Origin of the sequence: Arthrobacter ipis (assembly GCF_014694315.1) — a bacterium.
In the GTDB taxonomy this organism is placed as follows: domain Bacteria; phylum Actinomycetota; class Actinomycetes; order Actinomycetales; family Micrococcaceae; genus Arthrobacter; species Arthrobacter ipis.
This window is the reverse complement of sequence record NZ_JAAOXD010000001.1, coordinates 355,697-376,559: the sequence shown is the minus strand read 5'-3', so window position 1 is coordinate 376,559 and position 20,863 is coordinate 355,697. Positions and strand designations below refer to the sequence as shown.

Here is a 20,863-nt window from a genome sequence, read left to right as displayed (position 1 = left end):
GTCAGATAACGGGGCGCGTCGTGACGGGCTGGTCCGCCTTGCTGAAAAGCAGTTTGGTGCTGCGGTCCAGGAAGATCAGGTAGAGGGCAAACAGCAGGGCAATGATGGCGGCTGCGTTGCGGGCCAGCGCCAGGGCAAGGCCCAGGTCGCCGGTCTGCAGGTAGGGGAAGACTTCCAGCTGGTCGGAGATGGCGTAGACCATGAAGAAGGACACGATGAAGTACAGCGCCTTGACCTGCCAGTCGTCGCGGATGCCCGTGACGGCGAACAGCGGGATCAGCCAAACCACGTACCAGGACTGGATCATCGGGGCGAGCACCACAACAGCCGCGAAGGCGAGGGTCAGGCGGCGCATGAGGCGGTCGTGTTCGCCCCGGAAAATCTGCCAGGCGACGATGCTCACGGCAAGGACCTTGCCGGCGTCGTAAACCCATTTGGCCAGCCCCCAGCCGTCCAGGCTGAACGCGTTAAAAATGGAGGCGACCACCAGGCCAAGCAGTCCCACCGGGGCGTACCAGATCCAGACGCTGCCGGGGGCCGAGAGTCCGTTGATCCAGCCGAACCCGAAGCCGTTGACCAGGCTCATGGCGTAGAGCAGGGCAAGGCTGATTCCGGCGGTCAGGCCCCAGAACACGAACTTCCTGGGCCAGCTGGCCCCCTTGCCCGCCCAGAGCAACCCGATAAACGGAAGGAACACAACGGTGATCGGCTTGACGGCGATGGAAGCCGTGACAAGAACGATGCCAAAGATGACGCGCCGGGTGGCGCAGTAGTAGAGGCCCGCGAGGGCCAGCCCGATCATCAGTGCATCGTTGTGGACGCTGGCGATGAAGTTGGTCAGGAAGAGCGGGTTCGCCGCCGTCAGCCAGAGGGCACGGTGCGGATTGACGCCGTGCAGCTCTGCAAGCTTGGGCACGTAGATGATGCACAGCACCACACCAGCCAGCGCGGCGAGGCGGAACAGCATGATGCTGGCTTCCGGGTGAACGTTGGTGGACCAGACCACGAACTGCTCGATCCACAAAAACACCTGGCCGTAGGGAACCGGGGCCTCGGTCCACATCTTGTCCGCGCCCAGCTGGAAGTAGTTGGACAGCGCCGAGATGCCGTTCTCGTACGGGTTGAAGCCCTCGACCATCAGCCGGCCCTGGCCGATGTAGGCGTAAACGTCCCGGCTGAACAGTGGGACCGTGAACATCATGGGAAGGCCCCACGCGACGACGGCCTGGAGCGTGGCCTTCCGTGCCTCCCGGCCCCACACGTGGACGTGCTGGCCAAGCCGGAGCCACGCCCGGACGAGCAGCATGCCGCCCACCGCAAGCAGCACGATGGACAGCCCGACGCCGAACGCCTCCGTGCGCATCCAGATGAACAGGGGCATTCGCCGCAGCTCCGAGACCGGCGCCAGCCAGCCGACGCCGAGCGAGCCGATGAGCAGGAACATGGATCCGATGAAACCGGAGAGGATCGGTGAGCGTGGGTTGTCCACTTCCGGCCGGGCCGGGTCCGTGGAAGTGCCGGTGGCCGTTTCCCCTATCGCAGGCACAGGCGCCGTCATCTCAGGATCGTCCAATCTCTTCTGCGCCTAACTCTTTTGCGCGTATCTCTTTGGCATGCTGCCCCATCTGCAGCCAAGCTGAGAGGCCGGCCAAATCGGGCGGCCAGCCAAAACCGGCGACGCCGGGGGCGCGACCGCCGCTGTGGCGTTGCCACGTACCCGAAATATTAGCATCGGAGCGCCTCTCCAAGGCTTGCACGCGGCTAAACGGTAGGCTGAACGGGTGCCTATTACTAACGAACGCATCGTCTGGATCGACTGCGAAATGACCGGCCTCGACAGCGTCAACGACGCCCTGATCGAGGTCGCGGCTCTGGTGACCGACTCCGAGCTCAACATCCTCGGAGACGGGGTGGACGTGGTGATCAAACCGGACGACGCCGCCCTCGCCCAGATGAACGACTTCGTCCGGGACATGCACACCCGGTCAGGCCTGCTGAACGAGCTTCCGGCCGGCAAAACCATGGCCGAGGCGGAGGCCCTGGTGCTGGACTACATCCGCAAGTGGGTGCCGGACCCCCGCAAGGCGCCCCTTGCCGGCAACTCGGTGGGAACGGACCGGGTCTTCCTCGCCAGGGACATGCCGTCGGTGGTGGAGCACCTGCACTACCGGATCATCGACGTCAGCACCATCAAGGAACTGGCCCGGCGCTGGTACGCGCGCGCCTACTTCCAGGCGCCGGCGAAGCTCGGCGGCCACCGCGCCCTCGGGGACATCAAGGATTCCATTGACGAACTCCGGTACTACCGGGAAGCCGTCTTCGTGCCCACACCGGGACCGGACAGTGCCACGGCCCAGAAGATCTCCAAGCGCATCTCGGCGTCGCCCTCCGCCGTCGACCAGCAGGCCCCGGAAGGCGTTCTGCCGCCCGCAGCTCAGCAGTCCGGAAAGTAATCTGCGCCACGTTTGGGGAAAATTTTGCAGAAACGGCCAAAAGTGGCAAAAGCATCCCCAAACAGCAGGTAAGCTATTTGTCGTTGCCAATTCGGACGGCCCGGAAACCGGACAGTCTGCAGGGCACATGGTGGGCGTAGCTCAGTTGGCAGAGCGCCTGGTTGTGGTCCAGGAGGTCGCGGGTTCAACCCCCGTCGCTCACCCTCACCGAGGACGGCAGTTTCTTGCCGGCCAGCAGCAAAGGCCGTACCGGTTTACCGGTGCGGCCTTTGCTTGTTTTCACCACTGCCGGTTCCACCCGGAAAAGCGTCGAAGGATCCCCTCTCATGACCGTTCTGCCCATCACCATCTGGGGCGAGCCGGTGCTGCACCGCCGGGCTGCTGAAGTGGAAGAGTTCGACGACGGGCTTCGCCAGCTGATTGCCGACATGTTCGAAACCAACGACAAGGCGAACGGTGTCGGTCTGGCCGCGCCGCAGATCGGCGTGGGCAAGCGCATCTTCGTGTACAAGTACGAGAACGAGGACGGCGCTCCCCCGGCCGGCGTCGTGGTCAATCCTGTGCTGACGCTTTCCAAGGTGTCCGGGGCTCTGCCGGATCCGGACGAGGAAGTGGAGGGCTGCCTTTCCTTCCCCGGCGAGCAGTTTCCGCTCAAGCGCGCCGAGTGGGTGCGCGTCCAAGGCTTTGACGGGCTCGGAACTCCGGTGGATTTCGAAGCCACCGGCTGGTTCGCCCGCATCATCCAGCACGAATACGACCACCTTGACGGCAAGCTGTACGTCAACCGGCTCATCGACAGGTATGCCCGCAAGGCGATGAAGCAGGCCAAGAAGAGCGGCTGGGGCGTCCCGGGCCTGACCTGGATGCCGGGCGTTGACCCTGACCCGTTCGGACACTGACACCGCCCCCGCTTGCTGCCTCTGCGGCCCTACTGCGGCACCACCGTCTGCTGCTGCGCGCATGAATCCAGAACGCGGGCCATGGCGTCCTTCTCCGGCTGCGTGACCCAGAGTCCGTACGCTGCCTTCACCGAGATCTGCCGCGCCACGTAGTGGCACCGGAGGGCCTTGTTCTTCGGCAGCCAGGTGGCGGCATCCGACGCACTTTTCTCCTGGTTGGCGTTACCGTCCGCCGCAATGAGGTTGACGGGATCGTTGGCAAGGTTCTGCCGCTGCTGCGGCGTCAGCTGCTGGGCCCCCTTCTGCCAGGCGTCGCCGAGCGCGACGACGTGGTCGATCTGCACGGCCTTGCTGGACTCTGCGCCGCGGACAAACCTGACCACCAGCCCCACGTACGGCTCATGCATGGTTCCGGCGGCAACCTTGCACTTCGACCCCTTGGTGAACTCAACCTCGCGAAGGTCCCGGCGCAGGATGTCGTTGCGCGTGTCGCAGCCGTTGTGGTCTGCGTCGTGCCAGGCCTGGCCGAAGGCTGACCGGTCATAGTCGCTTCCGGATGCCCGGCCCTTCACTGCCAGGGTTTCAAGTGCAGCCGCGGCGTTGCCCGGCGGCACCTGGCGCGGGGGCGTTACGGGCTTCATCCAGGCGGCATCGAACACGGGCGCGTCGCTGGGTCCGGACACGGCAGGCTCGGCGGCGATGAACTGGCCTGTCGTGAAAAACCACATGGTGGCTGCGACCACCGATACCGCTGCGGCGCCGAGCACCGCCCAGGCCTGCCGGGAGCGGCGCCGCGCACGCCGGTAACCGGCCCAGCTGACGCTCACAGGGGCGTCCGGGGGCGCCTGGTGTTTCGGGCAGGTTGTGGGTACACATCCAGGAGCCTAAACGAACCCACCCGTCGCTGTGCGGCTATCCACAGTGTGGAGGACAGGTGCCCTGTGGAGGCCTACTGCTCGCGCATGACCCGATGAAGATCGGTATTGGCAAGATCCAGGAGTCGCTCAAGCTGCGCCACCCTGTCGTCGCCAATTTCCCCTGCCGCATGTGACGTTCGTGCCTGGTCCAGAAGCCTTTGCGCTTCTTTCTGGTTGGCCTTGGCAACATCGAGGGCACGTTCCAGGGTTGTCTCATGCTGGATTGTCGGGTTCTGTTCCATGACACAAGTTTGTGCCCGATTGCCGCCTGATTCCAGAGAATTGCCCGGGAACTTCCCGGGATTGGGTCAGCCCCGCCGGCACAACTGTGCTGACGGGGCTGACGAAACGTTCCGGTTAGACCGAGGCTGCCACGGCAAGGACCGGGGCGGCGTCCTTTTCGGAGTCCTTGGCCGGGAAGGTCGGCGGGTTGACCCCGGCCATTTCTTCCATGACGCGGACCACCTGGCAGCTGTAGCCGAACTCGTTGTCGTACCAGACGTAGACAACGAGGTTCTTGTCGTTGGCGATGGTGGCAAGGCCATCGACGATGCCGGCACGGCGGGAGCCGACGAAGTCGGTGGAGACGACCTCAGGCGAGTCGATGTAGTCGATCTGCTTGCGCAGGTCCGAGTGCAGCGACATCTCGCGCAGGTAGTCGTTGACCTCGTCCTTGGTGGTGCCGTTTGCCAGGCTGAGGTTCAGGATGGCCAGGGAAACATCCGGGGTGGGGACCCGGATGGAGCTGCCGGTGAGCTTGCCGAGCAGTTCGGGGAGCGCCTTGGCCACGGCCTTGGCGGCGCCCGTCTCGGTGATCACCATGTTCAGCGCGGCCGAGCGTCCGCGGCGGTCACCCTTGTGGAAGTTGTCGATAAGGTTCTGGTCGTTCGTGAACGAGTGGACGGTCTCCACGTGGCCGTGGATCACGCCGTACTTGTCGTTGAGGGCCTTCAGGACCGGAGTGATGGCGTTGGTGGTGCAGGAGGCTGCCGACACGATCGGATCCGAAGCGGTGATGTCCCGGTGGTTGATGCCGTGCACGATGTTCTTCAGCTCGCCCTTGCCCGGTGCGGTTAGCAGGACACGGGCCACACCCTTGCTCAGCAGGTGCTGGCCGAGGCCCTCAGCGTCGCGCCAGCGGCCGGTGTTGTCTACCACCAGGGCGTTGTTGATGCCGTAGGCCGTGTAGTCGATGGTGGCCGGGTTGTCCGAGTAGATGACCTGGATCTGGACGCCGTTGGCCGTGATGGTGTTGGCTTCGGTGTCCACCCGGATGGTTCCTTCGAAGGAACCGTGGACGGAGTCGCGGCGCAGCAGGCTGGCGCGCTTGGTCAGGTCGTTGTCGGAGCCGCGCCGGACCACGATGGCCCGCAGGCGCAGGCCGTGGCCGCCGCCCGCCTTTTCGATCAGGAGGCGCGCCAGCAGGCGGCCGATGCGGCCGAAGCCGTAAAGCACGACGTCGGTGCTGGTGCGGTCGTCGCCGCCCCGCTTACCCACGATCTCAGCCAGCTCGGCGCGGAGGAATTCCTCCAAAGTCATGTCCCCGCCGTCGGACTTGAACTTCTGGTTCAGCCGGGCAATGTCAATGGCAGCGGCACCCAGGTCGAGCTGTGCCAGCGTGTCCAGCAGCGGTGCCGTCTCCTCGAGGAGCAGCTCATCCTTGCTCATCCGGCGCGCAAAGCGGTGCGCCTTCAGGATGTTCATGGTGGACTTGTTGATCAGGCTGCGGCCGTGGATGGAGGTAACCACGTTGTTTTCACGGTACAGCCGGCCGATAACCGGGATCATGGCCTCGGCGAGCGCCTCTCGGCTCATCCACGTATCAAGACAAGAATCTGACGTCTGGCTCACAGAACTACCTTCCTTGGTTCAACCGGCTACGTCCTCGTAAACCGGATGGCGGCCACTGGAAGTTATCCAGGGCATGCTGGCACCGGCAGGGTTTAGGTCCACCCCGGATGCCGTTGGACGTGCAAAGAAATACCGCCGGCTGCGAACGCAGATCCGGCGGAGGAACTTCTACGTTCACCATCCATTCTAGGGCGGGCGAAGGGCTTCTTTTGCCCCGGGGCCCGTGAAATCACTCACACCACCGGACGTGCAACTTACTTCTCTCCGTACTGGAGGCGCCCAATGCTCCAGGCCGATACGTTGAGGAGGTCCACCCTCGTCGCGTTCAGGCGGATCGGGTTGCCGCCGGAGACCACTACGGGTTCAAGGAAATGGATGAACCGGACCTGTTCTTTCAGGAGCGGGTTGTTCCCGGCTTCCTGCGCGTCTTCAGCAACGCCTGCTCCATACTCGCCTGATGCGCTGATCTGCGCTTTCTGGCGTCTGGACCATGCTTCCTCACTCACCACCGAGCCGGAGACTATCGTCCCGTCGACAATGACGGTGAGCTCGATCGTCCCATCCGGATCCGGAGCGCCGGGGCCGACGATGGGCGCGAGCACGGCGTTCAGTCTTGGGTCGATGTCATCGGACGACTGCGCGGGCATCTTTACCTTCCAGACGCGGGCTAAGTGGATGGGTTGACCGATACGCCGGGTTCTGTGCTCCCGTGCCGTTGCCAGCACGGGAGTAGCGGCCATCCATCTACGAACGCCGTTGCCGGCGCCCTCCAGCGGCCTACCCGGACACTCGGGCGGGCAGCCCTCAAACGTGTCCTGTCTGGCCTTGCTCCGGGTGGGGTTTACCTAGCCTTCCCGGTCACCCGGGAAGCTGGTGGTCTCTTACACCGCCGTTTCACCCTTACCTGCTTCGTGCCGCTTTCAAATCGGCGCGAGGCAGGCGGTCTGTTTTCTGTGGCACTGGCCTGCGGGTTACCCCGAGTGGGCGTTACCCACCACCCTGCCCTGTGGAGCCCGGACGTTCCTCGAGCCACTTGCGTGACGCGCGGCCGCCTGGTCAACCCATCCGGAGTCCAGTTTACGGGCTTTCCTGCGGTGCCGGACACGCGCCGGTTCCGGGGTCTAAGATCGGGAAATGGACCGGCCGTCCTTCCCACGGCGACGCATGCTGCAGCTGGCAGGAATCGCTGCCGGCCTGACTGCAGCCCGCTCGTCGGCCTGCACGGCCCCGCCTCCCCCGGTTCCAAGCCACACAACCACGGCGGCCATCCCGCCGGATCCCCCGTCCACGGTGCCGCCGACCTCAATGCCCCATTCCAGAGTGCCCTCTTCCACAGTGTTGACCCGGACTGGCGCCTTTAGCTCCCGCTTCCGCCCGGTGGCCACCACGCACTGGTCCCTGGCGGTGCCGCTTCCGGAACAGGCCAACCAGGTGCTGCCAGTGGCGGTCTTCCTGCACGAGCTGGGCGGCAGCAGCGAGGTATTACTGCGTGACCTCATTGCGGACCAGGCCCTGCAGCGCCATCTGGACGATGGCGGCCAGCCCTTTGGGATAGCTGCCGTGGACGGCGGCGACTCCTGGTGGCATGCCCGCGCCGACGGCAGCGATACGCAGTCGATGCTGGTGCTGGAGTTCCTGCCGTTCCTGGCCGAGCAGGGGTTCGACCTCGGGAGGGTCGGGCTCTTCGGCACGTCGATGGGAGGGTTCGGCGCCCTCCTCCTGGCGTCCCGGGGCAGGGTGTCCGGACTTCGCGCCGTTGCGGCCATGAGCCCGGCCGTCTGGTCCAGCTACGACGCGGGGATGAAGAGCGCCTTCGACGGCCCGGCTGATTTCGCGGCGAATGACGTTTTCGCGCTCCGTCCCCGGCTTGCAGCGATTTCCAAGCGGATCGACTGCGGCGCCGAAGATGAACTGGCGTCGACGGTGCGCCAGTACCGTTCGGGACTTCCCGGCCGGGTCGAGGGAGGCTTTCAGCCCGGCGGCCACGACAGCCTGTACTGGCGGTCGATCCTCCCGGACGTGCTGGACTTCCTGGGCCGCCATCTGGACTAATCACGCGGGCGCCCGGCCGGTAAGATCGTACGGTGCTGATTCTGCTCCCCCCATCCGAAGGCAAGACTCCGGCCGTTCACGGTGACGCCATGGACTGGGCTTCGTTGAGTTTTCCCGTGCTGAACACCTACCGGGCCAAGGTGCTTGGCGCACTGGGGACAGTCAGTTCGCACGAGGACGCCCTCGCCTTGCTGGGCGTCGGCGCATCCCTTAAGGACGACGTCGAACGTAACACCCGGCTCCACGCCGAACCGGCGGCGCCAGCGCACCAGGTGTATTCGGGGGTGCTGTACGACGCCCTGGGATACAGGCTCATGACGCCGGCGCAGCGGCGCCGGGCGGATGAGTCGGTGCTGGTCATCTCCGCGTTATGGGGCGCCATCCGATTCGCCGACTTCGTGCCCGCCTACCGGCTGTCCATGTCAACGGCACTGCCCGACGTCGGACGCCTCGCCTCATTCTGGAAACCGCAGCTTACCGACGCCCTGGGCGAGCTTGCCGGCGGCCAGCTCCTGGTCGATTGTCGGTCCAGCACTTATGCCGCCGCCTGGACTCCCCCGCCGGCAGACACCGTGGCGGTCAACGTGTTCACTGACGTGAACGGCGCCCGCAAGGTGGTCAGCCACTTCGCCAAGCACACCCGGGGCGAGCTGGCCCGGCACCTCCTGACACGGCGGGGCAAGGCCCCGGCAACGCCGGAGCAGCTGCGCAAGGCAGCGGCCGAGAAGTGGCAGGCCGAGCTCATTCCGGGCACGGCGCGCAAGGCGCACGCCCTGAACATCATCCTGCCCAACTAGCTGGCAATTGATGTCGTTTTGAGCGCTCAGAACGACATCTACTGCCAGTCAGTTGGGTGAGGCGGTCAGACCCACTCGGCGGAGCGCACCAGGATGCAGCCGGAGTCGGGGCAGAACACGATCTCGTCCTCGGAGGCGGCCTTGATCTCGGCCAGGTCGCCGGGGCTCAGCTGCATGCCCGATCCTTCGGACGTGCCATGGAAGAGCCGCGCCGCGCCCACTCCGCGCCGGGCCAGCGTCTTCTCGTAGACCGTAAGCATCCCGGCGTCCAGCCCCGCTGCGAACTCTGCTCTTTGGCCGCGGACTATTGTCTCTTCAGCGTTGACCTCCGCTAGCTGCTCATCGAGCTCGGCACGGATCCCGCCAAATGAACCCTGGATGTCGTCCACGATGCTCTGCTGGGCCGCCTGGCGTTCGCGCAGGACATCCAGGCGCTCGAGGACCTCCAGTTCCACGTCCTCCAGGTCTGAACGGCGCTTGTTGAGCGAAGCAATGTCCTTCTGCAGCGCGACGAGGTCCTTGGAGAGGCCGGTTCCGCTGTTGAGCTTTGCCTCGTCCCGTTCGATCCGGGTAGCCACCTGCTCCACGTCGGCCTCGGCCCGCTTCAGTTCCGCTTCGGCGTCGTGGACGGCGAGTTTCGCGGCGCCCAGCTCACCGTTGGCAACGCTGAGGGCGGCCTCAAGATCGGTGATCCGGGGATCGGATTCAAGGGCACGGCGCCGGTTGGACAGTGACTTCAGCCGGGCGTCCAGGCCCTGGAGCTCGAGCAACTTCAATTGTTCCGCCGGTGCTGCCTTGGCCACGTTTTACCTCCGCTTGATCCCTTCCGGCTCCTGGCCGGCACCCCGTTGGGGGTTTTCTAGACTCTAGCGCCTAACGCGCTCCCCAGCCTCGCTACGCATCCCCACCGGCTCCCAAACCTCGCTGCGCTCGGTGCGGGCCCCTCGCCGGCGTGGGCCCTGCGATGGACTTCGCGCGCCAGGCTTAGCCGGGAGTCAGTATGAAGTCCCACGGATCGCTGTTGGTGGTGCTGACCCGTATTTCGACGTCGAGGCCCTGGTCCGCGAGCACGTTGCCCAGCGCTTCGGCCGCGGCCGGGAGCCACAGCCATTCGCTGGCGAAGTGCGAGACATCGATGAGGTACGGGCGGTCATTGACAGCAGCCTCCCTGGCTTCCGAGGCCGGGTGATGGCGGAGGTCAGCGGTGACGTACAGGTCTGCATTGCTGGCCCGGACCTGGTCAAAGAGGGAATCCCCGGCCCCGCCGCACACGGCGACCCGCTGCACGAGGCCGTCCTTGTCCCCGGACACGCGCACCCCGCCCGCCACCGCCGGGAGGATGCCGAAAACCCGCGCGGCAAAATCGCCCAGGGTCATGGACTCCTTCAAGTCCCCGACCCGCCCGATGCCTTCCTCCGGAAGGCCGTCCGCCGCAGGAGTCAGCGGCGACACGTTCTCAAGGCCCAGGGCGTCGGCCAGGACGTCGGACACGCCGCCCACTGCTGAGTCGCCGTTGGTGTGGACCGTCAGCAGTGCCGTTCCGGATTCGATCAGGCGGTGGACTGCCCGGCCTTTGGGGGTGTTGGCGGCAACCGAGGTGACGCCCCTGAGGAGCAGCGGGTGATGGGTGATGAGCAGCTCCGCGCCCCATTCGATGGCCTCGTCGATGACCTCGATGGTGGGATCCACGGCGAACATGACGCGCGTGACGTCAGCGGACGGATGGCCGGCCACGAGGCCCACCTCGTCCCATGACTCTGCCAGCGACTCCGGCCAGAGTTCCTCCACGGCCAGCATGAGCTGCCCCAGGGTTGCAGCGGCGGGCGACTCCGCGGCGTCGGGAGCGTCTTCCGGTTCCGCTGCAACGTCGCTGTTCACAGGTTCCATACTCATATTTTTACCCTACAGTCGGCTCTGGCCCCTGCCCGGTATGTGACCCTGGGGTTGGCTGGGGAATCATTGGCGCCCGCGAACCATTAAAGAGGACATGAGTAAAGAGGACATGAAAACTTTTGTGCTTGGCGGGGGCTGCTTCTGGTGCCTGGACGCCGTCTACCAGAAAACGAAGGGCGTCACGTCGGTGGTGTCGGGGTACACCGGCGGCCATGAACGCAACCCGGATTACTACTCCGTTTGCTCCGGGACCACGGGGCACGCGGAGGTGGTTGCCGTGACCTTCGATGAGGACGTCATCCCGGCCGAGGTCATCCTGGACATGTTTTTCGCCCTGCACGACCCCACCACCCTCAACAGGCAGGGGTACGACGTTGGCACGCAGTACCGCTCGTCGATGTTCTATGAGACCACCGAGGAGAAGATCCTCTTCGAAGAGGCGATCGAACGGAACCAGGCGCTCTGGTCCCGGCCGATTGTGACCGAGGTCAGCCGGCTCCCTGTGTTCTATCCGGCGGAGAACATTCACCAGGACTACTACGCCAAGTTCCCGGAGCAGGGGTATTGCCAGGTGATTATTAACCCGAAGCTGGCCAAGGCCCGGAAATATTACTCTGCATGGCTTAATGCGTAGCAGTGGCGCTGACCCCCTCGTTAGGCTGACCAAAGTATTCCTCCCTGAGAGATAGGCGCAAGTACACATGGCACGGATCTACGACGATGTAACACAGCTGGTGGGCGGCACCCCGCTGGTCAAGCTCAACCGCCTGACGGAAGGCCTGGACGCCACCGTTGCGGTCAAGCTTGAGTTCTACAACCCGGCCAACAGCGTCAAGGACCGTATCGGCGTCGCCATCATCGACGCCGCTGAGAAGTCCGGCGCGCTGAAGCCCGGCGGAACCATCGTCGAAGGCACCTCCGGCAACACCGGCATCGCCCTGGCCATGGTGGGCGCAGCCCGCGGCTACAAGGTCATCCTGACCATGCCGGAGACCATGTCCACCGAGCGCCGTGTGATGCTCCGTGCCTTCGGCGCCGAGATCGTGCTGACCCCGGGTTCCGAGGGCATGCGTGGCGCCGTGGAGAAAGCCCAGGAGATCGTCGCCAACACGGAGAACTCCATCTGGGCCCAGCAGTTCGCCAACGAGGCCAACCCGCAGATCCACCGTGAAACCACGGCCGAGGAAATCTGGGCCGACACCGACGGCAAGGTGGACATCTTTGTCTCCGGCATCGGCACCGGCGGCACCATCACCGGCGTCGGGCAGGTCCTGAAGGAGCGCAAGCCGGACGTCCAGATCGTGGCCGTTGAACCCAAGGACTCCGCCATTTTGAACGGCGGTGCCCCCGGCCCGCACAAGATCCAGGGCCTCGGCGCTAACTTCATTCCGGAACTCCTGGACACCAACGTCTACGACGAGGTCCTCGACGCCACCCTGGAGGACTCCGTGGCCGTGGCCCGCGACCTCGGCATCAAGGAAGGCATCCTGGGCGGCATCTCCTCCGGCGCCATCGTGTGGGGCGCCCTCGAACTGGCCAAGCGCCCTGAAAACGCCGGCAAGCTGATCGTGGCGGTCGTCTGCGACTTCGGTGAGCGTTACATCTCCACCGTGCTCTATGACGACATCCGGGGCTAGACCTTAGCCAGCCGCTTTCCGTTTCCTGTAGAAAGATCTTTGTGGGTTTCTTCGCAAGACTTAAGGAAGACCTCGACGCCGCCCGGTCCCACGACCCGGCGGCTCGAGGTTCTTTTGAGAACTTTTTCGCGTACTCCGGGCTCCACGCCATCTGGGCGCACCGCCTGACGCACAAGCTGTGGCAGGACCCGTCCACGCGGTTCCCCGCCCGGCTCATTTCGCAGCTGGCACGCTTCCTGACGGGCATCGAGATCCATCCGGGTGCCACGATCGGACGGCGCTTTTTCATTGACCACGGCATGGGTGTGGTCATCGGCGAAACGGCCGAGATCGGCGAGGACGTCATGATCTACCATGGCGTCACTCTCGGCGGCCGCTCCCTCGCGAAGGTCAAGCGCCACCCCACCATCGGGGACCGCGTGACCATCGGCGCCGGGGCCAAAGTCCTGGGACCGATCACCATCGGCAACGACAGCGCGGTGGGCGCGAACGCCGTGGTGGTCAAGGACGCCCCGCCCGAGTCCATCATCACCGGCATCCCCGCGAGCTGGCGGCACCGCGACGCCCTGCGGGAAACCAAGCCCGCCGTGGACCCGGCCGAGTATTACATCGAATACCGGATCTGATCCCTAGGTTGGGGGCGGCTGTGCCTTTTGGTGCTTTTAGGCGCCGGGCGGCTCAGCGGGCGATGTGTTTCAGCACCGCCGTCACCGCCAGGTCGTACACCCGGTCCGGCAGCAGCCGCCGCAGTGCCGTGATGGCAGCGGCGCCCCTGCCCACCGGGTAGCGGGTCCGGGGACGGGCGGCGGTGGCGGCCTTCAGCACAGCTCCGGCGACGACGTCGGGCTGGGTGGACGTCGCAGGCCGCCCCGTGGACACGAGCACGGCGGCCATCTCCCTGGCCTGGGCCGCGTACGGCCCGCCGCCCGAGCTGGCCAGCAGCCCCTCGGCTGCAATCCCGCCCCATTCGGTGATCGTGCTGGCGGGCTCGATGATGGACACGCTGATCCCGTGCGGCTTCAGTTCCAGCCGCAGCGCGTCGCTGAGGCCTTCCACGGCGAACTTGGTGGCGTGGTACCAGGTGCCGAGCGGCTCATAGAACTTGCCTCCGATGGAGGAGATGTTGATGATCCTGCCCCGCCCGGCAGTCCTCATTGAGGGCAGGACCAGCTGCGTCATCCGCGCCAGCCCAAAGACGTTCACGTCGAACTGCCGGCGGCCTTCCGCCAGATCCATCTCCTCCAGCGCACCGAAGGAGCCGAACCCGGCATTGTTCACCAGGACATCGATCCGCCCCTGCTCCCGGGTGACCGTGGCCACCAGGCTCTGCATGGACGCGTCATCCGTGACGTCCAGCGACAGGACCCTGATTCCCTGCGCCTTGAGCGGTTCCATCCTGTCCACCCGCCGGGCTCCGGCGTAGACGGTGAATCCCTTGGCGCTGAGGAGCTTTGCCGACTCGAAGCCGATGCCGGTGGAGGCTCCGGTGACAATCGCTACGGGCTGGGACACTCGGCACTCCTCGGGGTAAGTCGGCCAGGCGCGGATCGGCGTCGTCGCCAAGAACGGCTGGAGCCGGACGCACGAACGGCCGGCACCTCCCAGATTATCCGGGAGGGCCGGCCGTTCCTGCGTCATGCGGCGGGTGTGGCTAGTGGGTGTCCACTGCCTCGACCTCGGACTTGTCCTCGCCCCACAGCGTGTGGAACGTGCCCTCGGCGTCGACGCGGCCGTAGGTGTGCGCACCGAAGAGGTCGCGCTGGCCCTGGATGACCGCGGCGGCTAGGCGCTTACGGCGCAAGCCGTCGTAGTAGGCCAGCGAGGAGGAGAACACCGGAACCGGAATGCCGAGCTGCACGGCGGTGGCCACCACACGGCGCCAGGCCGGGAGTGCTTCGGCGATGGCCTTGGTGAAGGCCGGGGCGAACAGCAGGTTGGCCGGCTTCTGCTCCGCGGCGTAGGCCTTGGTGATTTCCTTGAGCAGCTCTGCACGGATGATGCAGCCGCCGCGCCACAGCGAGGCGATCTCGTCCAGCTTGAGGTCCCAGCCGTATTCCTTGGCGGAGGAAGTCAGCATGTCCAGGCCCTGGGCGTAGGAGACCAGCTTGGAGGCGTACAGCGCCTGGCGGACGTCCTCGACGAAGTTCTCGGGGATCTCGACGGCGATTTCCTCGCCCGCCAGCAGCTCCTGGCCGAGTTTGCGCTGCTCCGCCTGCGAGGACAGGGCGCGGGCGAAAACAGACTCGGCGATGCCTGAAACCGGTGAGCCCAGTTCCAGCGCGGAGATGACCGTCCAGCGGCCGGTGCCCTTCTGTCCGGCGGCGTCCACGACGACGTCGACGAACGGCTTTCCGGTCTTGGCGTCCACGTGGCCGAGAACCTCGGCCGAGATCTCGATCAGGAAGGAGGCGAGCTCGCCCTTGTTCCAGTCGGCGAAGATCTTGGACTGCTCGGCGGGCTCGATACCGGCGCCGGAGCGCAGGAGGTCGAACGCTTCGCCGATGACCTGCATGTCAGCGTATTCGATGCCGTTGTGCACCATCTTGACGAAGTGGCCGGCACCGTCGGTGCCGATCCAGGCGCAGCACGGCTGGCCGTCAACCTTGGCGGAGATCTTTTCCAGCAGCGGGCCGAGTGCGTCGTAGGACTCCTTGGAGCCGCCGGGCATGATGGACGGGCCGTTGAGGGCGCCTTCCTCACCGCCGGAGACGCCTACGCCCACGAAGTGCAGGTCCTTCTCGGCCAGCGCGGATTCGCGGCGGCGGGTGTCCTCGTAGTGCGAGTTGCCGGCATCGATCACGATGTCGCCCGGTTCCAGCAGCGGAACGAGCTGGTCGATGACGGCGTCAACCGGCTTGCCGGCCTTGACCATGATGAGCACGCGGCGCGGCTTCTCCAGGGAGTCCACCAGCTCCTGCAGCGTTTCAGTGCGCACGAAGTCGCCGTCCGTGCCGTGCTTTTCGAGGAGGGCGTCGGTCTTCTCAACCGAGCGGTTGTGCAGGGCAACGGTGAAGCCGTTGCGGGCCAGGTTGCGGGCGAGGTTGGCGCCCATCACCGCGAGGCCGGTGACACCGATGTGTGCTGACATCAAAAACTCCAATTCAGTGGGTGCAACATGTGTGCATTGCATTGCGTCCCGCGGGTGCCGCGGAACACGCTTTAGAAAACTGGGCTGTGAATAAAGCATATATATTCGAGGGCGAGTGCGAAAGCGGGTGACCACTCCTTGGACGCCAGCCGCGCCATAAAGAGTCTATGACGTGCCCCTCCGACAGCGTCCAGACTCTTCCCGGCTGCGGGGAACAAAGCCTCCCGGCCCGATTATGCTTACCACTATGTCAACCAGCCTCCACCACCGTGCCGTCGAGCACCTGGGTACCAGAATTGTCGACGGCAGCCTTCCGCCAGGGCACGTGATGCTGGCGGAGCAGTTGGAGGACGAACTGCAGGTGTCCCGGTCCGTGATCCGGGAAGCTGTCCGCGTGCTGCAGTCGCTTGGCCTGGTGGAGACCACCAAGCGGGTGGGCATCAAGGTCTTGCCGGCGCACCGCTGGAATCCGTTCGATCCCCTCGTGATCCGCTGGCGGCTGGCCGGGGAAGGGCGCGGGGCCCAGCTGCGGTCCCTCGCGGAACTCCGCTCCGCCGTCGAGCCCGTGGCTGCCGAACTCGCTGCGGCCAACGCACCGCAGGAGCTGCGGCAGGAACTGCTCGACGTGGCACTGGCCATGCGCGACGCCGGCCAGGCCGGCGACGTGCCGCGCTTCCTCGAACTGGACATCCAGTTCCACTCCCTGCTGCTCAGCGGCTCCGGCAACGAGATGTTTGCCAACCTCGTAGGCCAGGTGGCCGAAACCCTGACCGGCCGCACTGTGCACGGCCTCATGCCCGACCGGCCCCGGGACCTCACGCTACAGTGGCACCTCGATGTGGCCGAAGCCATCTTTGGGGGCAACGCAGCGGAGGCCCGCGAGGCGTCGAGCAGGATCATGCGCCGCACCATCTCGGAAATGGAGCCCGTCTGGGTGGAGCAGCCGAGGGTTTTCGTTCCACTGCAGCGGCGGACGCAGTCCGCCTAGCCCCTCTTGGCTGGCACTGGCCGCGCTGGCCCGGATGTACGCGCTGGCCCGGATGTAGCTGTGCTTTGTTTAGCCGGCGAAGTTGAGGAGGACTTTGCCGGATTGGGCGGAGTTGCGTGCGATGTCGAAGGCTTCGAGGGCGTCGGTGACGGGGTAGTCGTGGGTGATGACGGGGTCGATGGTGAGGGTGCCGTCGGCAAGGGCGGTGATGACCTCGTCGATTTCGTCGTTGAACCGGAACGAGCCTTTGAGGTCCAGTTCGCGGGTGATGGCCAGGGAGATCAGGACCGGCTGCGGGCCGGTGGGCAGCAGCCCGACCATAACCACGGTCCCGCCCCGGGCCGCGCCCTGGATCGCGGAGGCCAGGCCGTGGTGGCTCCCGGAGGATTCAATCACGACGTCGGCCTGGACCCTGGCGATCGCCTCACCGTCGGTAGCGTTGAGGACCTGGTCCGCGCCCACCGCCGTGGCGATCTCCAACGGTTTGGCGTGCATGTCCACCGCGACGATCCGGGCAGCGCCGGCACGCTTGAGGACCGCGACCACCAAAGCCCCGATCGGGCCGGACCCGATCACGAGCGCGGTTTTGCCGGCCACGTCCCCGGCCCGGGCGACCGCGTGCCAGGCCACGGACGCCGGCTCGATCAGGGCCGCGGTGCGCAGGTCCAGGGTTTCGGGCAGGGCCCGGAGCATCCTCACCGGCAGGTTCACGTACCGGCTGAACGCCCCGTCCCTGTGCGGGAACCGCGCCGCGGAGCCCAGGTATGTGCACCCCGGCGAGAGGTTCGGCCGGTCCGCCGGGTACCGCGGCGCGTCCGGGCCCGTGCCGGGTCCCGGGGTGGCCGGGTGCACCGCCACCGGAGTCCCCGCTCCCGGCCCGGTCCCGTCCGCCGCGGCCCTCACGACCCGGCCGGAAATCTCGTGGCCCAGCACCAGGGGCGCCTTCAGGATCGACTCGCCCGCCGCGCCGTGCAGCCAGTAATGCAGGTCCGACCCGCAAATCCCGCCATACAGCACCTCCACGACCGCCTCGTCCGGGGCCGGGGCCTTCAGCGGGACATCCTCGATCCGCAGATCCCCCTTCGCGTGCGCGACCACCGCCGGACCCGAAACCGGAAGTTCGGTTTCCGCCGTTGCTGCTGCCGTTGCTGCTGCTGAGGTGCCTGCTGCTGTTGAAGATTCTGTTGTGTGTGTCATCAGACCACCACCGTCATTCCGCCGTCGATAAAGATCGTCTGCCCGTTCACGAAATCAGACCCGGACGAGGCCAGCCACACCGCCGGGCCGGCCAGATCCTGCACCGTGCCCCACCGCGCCGCCGGGGTCCGTCCCAGGATCCAGGCGTTGAACTGCTCATCGTCCACCAGGTTCTGCGTCATCTCGGTATGGATATACCCCGGCGCGATCCCGTTGATCTGCAGCCCCGCACCAGCCCACTCCGCGGTCATCGCCCGGGTCAGGTTCCGCAACCCGCCCTTCGCCGCCACATACGGGGCGATCGTGGGCCGGGCCAGGTCCGTCTGCACCGAGCAGATGTTAATGATCTTCCCGTGACCGCGGCCGATCATGTGCCGGGCCGCTTCCCTCCCGACCAGGAACGCGCTGGTCAGGTCCGTGGAGATCACCCGCTCCCAGTCCTTCACATCCAGCTCCAGCATCGGCACCCGGTGCTGGATCCCGGCGTTGTTCACCAAAATCTCCAGCGGGCCCACCTGCTCCTCGACCCACGCCACACCCGCCGCGGCCGCAGCGTCGTCCGTGACATCAAACGCCACACTGTGCACCCGGCCCGGCGCGTACTCCGCCGCCATCGCCGCCTCCGCAGCCTTTAACCGCTCAGCGTTCACACCGTTCAACACCACCGTCGCACCCGCATCAGCCAACGCCCGGGCCAACGCATTACCAATCCCCCGGCTCGAACCAGTCACCAGGGCAACCCGCCCGGTCAAATCAAAAAGTGAAGTCATGAAGAGGTCCCTTCTGCGGCGCCCACGGCGCCCGTCCTGCTGAGATTTGAAATAGTTTGCCGCACCACGGCCAGGTCCTGGTCCCCCAGGCCCTGCCTTTTCAGTTCGGCATAAAGTTCGACGCCGGCCCGTGCCATCGGGACGGCCGTCCCGGCGGCGTCGGCCGACTCCACGACGAAGGACAGGTCCTTGTGCATGAACTTTGCCGGGCCGGTGGGGGTGTAGTCCTTCCGGGCCATCCGCGGGCCCACCTGGTCCAGGACGCGGCTGCCGGCGAGGCCGCCGGACAGGACCTCATAGAGGGCCGCGACATCGACGCCCGACCGTTCGGCGAGCTCGGCCGCTTCGGCGAGTGCCGCCGTCGTCGTTCCGACCACCAGCTGGTTGCACGCCTTAGCCAGCGATCCGGCACCGAGCGGACCAAGGAGCCGCACGGTGGTGCCCATGGCCTCGAAAAGCGGAAGCAGCCGGCGGAAGTCGGCGTCGCGGTCCGCGCCGGCCATGATGGCCAGCGTCCCATCGATCGCACCCTTTGTCCCGCCGCTGACCGGCGCGTCCACCACCACGGCGTGGCCTGAACTGGCCTCCTGGACCCTCTGCCCGAAAGCCCTAACCGCGGCGGGGGAAACGCTGCTCATGACCACCACGGCTGTGCCGGCCGCCGGCGGCGCTGACTTCCAGCTCTCGAGGAGTCCGGTTGCCGCGTCCTCGATGTAGGCAAGGTCAGGCAGCATGAAGACGATCACCGGCTCGTCCCTGAGCTGGCCTACGCTGTCTGCACCGACTCCGCCGAGCTGGCGGAAATACTCCAGGGCGCCAGGCGAGCGGTTCCACGCCGTAACCGCCCAGCCCTTCCGTACCAGGTTCGCCGCCATCGGCGCCCCCATCAGGCCCAGGCCCACGAAGCCTGCTCTCGGTATATTCATCTGCAGCGGAACCTCACTTCGTTGTGGCCAATGTGGCGCATCCATGACTCTTTAATTCTTGCAAAGCTGTTCAGTATTCTAGCCGCCATTCAGTATGATGAACAGCATGACGACTGAAACCACCGTCGCGATCGCCGTCCCGCTCGAAGCCGAGTTCGTGGAACGCATCCGCGCCGTAGATCCCTCCGTGACCGTCCTTTATGAGCCCGACCTGCTGCCGCCCGAACGGTTTCCCGCAGACCACGCCGGCGACCCAGACTTCAGGCGCACGCCTGAGCAGGAGGAGCGCTACTGGGAAATCCTGGGCAAGGCCGACGTGCTGTACGGCTTCCCGAACGAAAGCCCCGCCGGCCTGGCGCGGATCGCCAAGGAAAACCCGCGCCTGCAGTGGATCCACGCCATGGCGGCAGGTGCCGGCGGAGCGGTCAAAGCATCCGGCCTCGACGCCGAAACCCTGAACAAGTTCAAGGTCACCACGTCCGCAGGCGTGCACGCCCTGCCCCTCGCCGAATTTGCGGCGCTGGGCATCCTCAATGGCTTCAAGCGGACCGCGGAGCTCGCCCAGGACCAGGCCGCCAAGGTGTGGCCGGAGCTGCGGATACCCACCAAGCTGGTCAACGGCTCCTCGCTGGTGGTCACGGGTCTCGGGGAGATCGGGCTGGAAACCGCCCGCATCGCCCGCGCACTCGGCATGAAGGTCAGCGGCACCAAGCGTTCCGTCGAGCCGATCGACGGCATCGAGGAAGTGGCGGACAACAACGGACTGGCCGGGCTGCTCGCCTCTGCCGACGCCGTGGTGAACACCCTCCCGGGCACGCCGTACACGGACAGGCTTTTCAACCGCGAGGTCTTCGCGGCCATGAAGCCCGGCACGGTGTTCGTGAATGTGGGCCGCGGAACGGTGGTGGACGAGGACGCGCTGCTCGAGGCGCTGGAGAACGGTCAGGTGGCCTACGCTTGCCTGGACGTGTTCGCCGTCGAGCCTCTGCCGCAGGACAGCCCGCTGTGGAACCACCCGCGCGTCATGGTCTCGCCGCACACCTCGGCCCTGAGCGCTGCCGAGAATCGGCTGATCGCCGAGCGCTTCTGCAGCAACCTCAGGACGTTCCTCGACGGCGGCGAACTCCCCCACCTCGTGGATATGGTCCACTTCTACTAAGCGGTTCCGCGAAAGCGCCGCAGGACACTCCTGCAGCGGCAGACACCGGAGAGCCGGGCAGCCCACGGTTGCCCGGCTCTCCTGTTGCATTCCTCCTCTGAGTGCCAACGTACACTCGAGGCCCCAATCCAAGCGCGAACGTACACCTGCGGCCCCACCCGTTGTCGGGAGGGGCCGCAGGTGTACGTTCGCGCTACGTGCTCTACGCTGAGCGCTCTAGCTGTGTGGCTTTAGCG

The 20,863-nt window shown here is 65.9% G+C and carries 21 protein-coding genes, 1 tRNA gene and 1 other RNA gene; 10 read left to right on the top strand and 13 right to left on the bottom strand.

The genetic code is table 11. The features are described 5' to 3' along the window. Position 1: 1 nt before the first annotated feature. Complete coding sequence (mptB, locus tag G9E11_RS01695) at positions 2-1,558, bottom strand: polyprenol phosphomannose-dependent alpha 1,6 mannosyltransferase MptB (RefSeq protein ID WP_190602383.1); 1,557 nt, start codon at positions 1,556-1,558, stop codon at positions 2-4. Between the two features lie 223 nt (positions 1,559-1,781). Between mptB and orn the strand changes: the two genes are divergently transcribed. The 3 genes from orn to def all read left to right on the top strand — a co-directional run bounded on the left by orn (position 1,782) and on the right by def (position 3,352). Continuing rightward, positions 1,782-2,453 carry an oligoribonuclease gene (orn, locus tag G9E11_RS01690; RefSeq protein WP_190602381.1) on the top strand — a complete coding sequence of 224 codons (672 nt, stop codon included), beginning with the start codon at positions 1,782-1,784 and terminating at the stop codon, positions 2,451-2,453. A gap of 130 nt (positions 2,454-2,583) precedes the next feature. Next, positions 2,584-2,656, top strand: a tRNA-His gene (locus tag G9E11_RS01685). 123 nt (positions 2,657-2,779) lie between these two features. Next, a complete protein-coding gene (gene def, locus G9E11_RS01680; protein ID WP_190602379.1) occupies positions 2,780-3,352 on the top strand; it encodes a peptide deformylase in 573 nt (190 codons plus the stop codon). A 29-nt stretch (positions 3,353-3,381) separates the two neighbouring features. Here def and G9E11_RS01675 read toward each other — a convergent pair whose 3' ends face one another. From G9E11_RS01675 to rnpB, 5 genes are all read right to left on the bottom strand, one after another. After that, positions 3,382-4,179 (bottom strand): HNH endonuclease family protein, encoded by a 798-nt coding sequence (locus tag G9E11_RS01675; RefSeq protein WP_190602377.1) that lies wholly within the window; start codon positions 4,177-4,179, stop codon positions 3,382-3,384. Between the two features lie 122 nt (positions 4,180-4,301). Next, positions 4,302-4,511 (bottom strand): TolC family protein, encoded by a 210-nt coding sequence (locus tag G9E11_RS01670; protein ID WP_190602375.1) that lies wholly within the window; start codon positions 4,509-4,511, stop codon positions 4,302-4,304. Between the two features lie 115 nt (positions 4,512-4,626). Next, positions 4,627-6,120 carry a glyceraldehyde-3-phosphate dehydrogenase gene (locus G9E11_RS01665; protein WP_190602373.1) on the bottom strand — a complete coding sequence of 498 codons (1,494 nt, stop codon included), beginning with the start codon at positions 6,118-6,120 and terminating at the stop codon, positions 4,627-4,629. A 254-nt stretch (positions 6,121-6,374) separates the two neighbouring features. Next, positions 6,375-6,767 carry a hypothetical protein gene (locus tag G9E11_RS01660; RefSeq protein WP_190602371.1) on the bottom strand — a complete coding sequence of 131 codons (393 nt, stop codon included), beginning with the start codon at positions 6,765-6,767 and terminating at the stop codon, positions 6,375-6,377. A 25-nt stretch (positions 6,768-6,792) separates the two neighbouring features. Further along, positions 6,793-7,184, bottom strand: an RNA gene (gene rnpB, locus G9E11_RS01655) — RNase P RNA component class A. A gap of 271 nt (positions 7,185-7,455) precedes the next feature. On the opposite strand from rnpB, the gene G9E11_RS01650 reads away from it, so the two are divergent. Both G9E11_RS01650 and G9E11_RS01645 read left to right on the top strand, forming a co-directional pair. Beyond that, the gene (locus tag G9E11_RS01650; protein ID WP_311764276.1) at positions 7,456-8,172 is read left to right on the top strand and encodes an alpha/beta hydrolase; all 717 of its coding nucleotides are present in this window, start codon (positions 7,456-7,458) and stop codon (positions 8,170-8,172) included. 32 nt (positions 8,173-8,204) lie between these two features. Beyond that, positions 8,205-8,969 (top strand): YaaA family protein, encoded by a 765-nt coding sequence (locus G9E11_RS01645; RefSeq protein WP_190602369.1) that lies wholly within the window; start codon positions 8,205-8,207, stop codon positions 8,967-8,969. A 65-nt stretch (positions 8,970-9,034) separates the two neighbouring features. Here the strand turns inward: G9E11_RS01645 and G9E11_RS01640 are convergent, their stop codons facing one another. Then, positions 9,035-9,772, bottom strand: coding sequence for a zinc ribbon domain-containing protein (locus G9E11_RS01640; protein WP_190602367.1), 738 nt, complete (start codon positions 9,770-9,772; stop codon positions 9,035-9,037). A gap of 181 nt (positions 9,773-9,953) precedes the next feature. Then, the gene (locus G9E11_RS01635; RefSeq protein WP_190603570.1) at positions 9,954-10,856 is read right to left on the bottom strand and encodes a Nif3-like dinuclear metal center hexameric protein; all 903 of its coding nucleotides are present in this window, start codon (positions 10,854-10,856) and stop codon (positions 9,954-9,956) included. A 115-nt stretch (positions 10,857-10,971) separates the two neighbouring features. On the opposite strand from G9E11_RS01635, the gene msrA reads away from it, so the two are divergent. The 3 genes from msrA (at position 10,972) to epsC (ending at position 13,125) form a co-directional block, all read left to right on the top strand. After that, the gene (gene msrA / locus G9E11_RS01630) at positions 10,972-11,496 is read left to right on the top strand and encodes a peptide-methionine (S)-S-oxide reductase MsrA (RefSeq protein WP_190602364.1); all 525 of its coding nucleotides are present in this window, start codon (positions 10,972-10,974) and stop codon (positions 11,494-11,496) included. Between the two features lie 67 nt (positions 11,497-11,563). Continuing rightward, positions 11,564-12,499, top strand: a complete 936-nt coding sequence (gene cysK / locus G9E11_RS01625; protein ID WP_111905561.1) for a cysteine synthase A — start codon at positions 11,564-11,566, stop codon at positions 12,497-12,499. A gap of 41 nt (positions 12,500-12,540) precedes the next feature. Then, on the top strand, positions 12,541-13,125 hold the full coding sequence (epsC, locus tag G9E11_RS01620) for a serine O-acetyltransferase EpsC (RefSeq protein ID WP_111905560.1): 585 nt from the start codon (positions 12,541-12,543) through the stop codon (positions 13,123-13,125). Between the two features lie 52 nt (positions 13,126-13,177). On the opposite strand, the gene G9E11_RS01615 is transcribed toward epsC, so the two are convergent. Both G9E11_RS01615 and gndA read right to left on the bottom strand, forming a co-directional pair. After that, the gene (locus G9E11_RS01615) at positions 13,178-14,011 is read right to left on the bottom strand and encodes an oxidoreductase (protein ID WP_190602362.1); all 834 of its coding nucleotides are present in this window, start codon (positions 14,009-14,011) and stop codon (positions 13,178-13,180) included. A gap of 139 nt (positions 14,012-14,150) precedes the next feature. After that, entirely contained in the window at positions 14,151-15,587 is a 1,437-nt protein-coding gene (gndA, locus tag G9E11_RS01610; RefSeq protein ID WP_102972232.1) for an NADP-dependent phosphogluconate dehydrogenase, read from the bottom strand. A gap of 247 nt (positions 15,588-15,834) precedes the next feature. On the opposite strand from gndA, the gene G9E11_RS01605 reads away from it, so the two are divergent. Beyond that, positions 15,835-16,575, top strand: coding sequence for a FadR/GntR family transcriptional regulator (locus G9E11_RS01605; RefSeq protein ID WP_190602360.1), 741 nt, complete (start codon positions 15,835-15,837; stop codon positions 16,573-16,575). A 69-nt stretch (positions 16,576-16,644) separates the two neighbouring features. Here the strand turns inward: G9E11_RS01605 and G9E11_RS01600 are convergent, their stop codons facing one another. From G9E11_RS01600 to G9E11_RS01590, 3 genes are read right to left on the bottom strand one after another with little or no spacing between them, the layout of a single operon-like run. Then, the gene (locus G9E11_RS01600; RefSeq protein WP_246468635.1) at positions 16,645-17,772 is read right to left on the bottom strand and encodes an L-idonate 5-dehydrogenase; all 1,128 of its coding nucleotides are present in this window, start codon (positions 17,770-17,772) and stop codon (positions 16,645-16,647) included. Continuing rightward, the gene (locus tag G9E11_RS01595) at positions 17,772-18,542 is read right to left on the bottom strand and encodes an SDR family oxidoreductase (RefSeq protein WP_190602358.1); all 771 of its coding nucleotides are present in this window, start codon (positions 18,540-18,542) and stop codon (positions 17,772-17,774) included. The genes G9E11_RS01600 and G9E11_RS01595 overlap by 1 nt, the downstream gene beginning before the upstream one ends. Continuing rightward, positions 18,539-19,468, bottom strand: a complete 930-nt coding sequence (locus tag G9E11_RS01590; RefSeq protein WP_190602355.1) for an NAD(P)-dependent oxidoreductase — start codon at positions 19,466-19,468, stop codon at positions 18,539-18,541. Before G9E11_RS01590 ends, G9E11_RS01595 begins: the two co-directional genes overlap by 4 nt. Positions 19,469-19,562: 94 nt before the next feature. On the opposite strand from G9E11_RS01590, the gene G9E11_RS01585 reads away from it, so the two are divergent. Next, positions 19,563-20,627, top strand: a complete 1,065-nt coding sequence (locus tag G9E11_RS01585) for a D-2-hydroxyacid dehydrogenase (RefSeq protein WP_190602353.1) — start codon at positions 19,563-19,565, stop codon at positions 20,625-20,627. The last annotated feature ends 236 nt before the right edge of the window (positions 20,628-20,863 follow it).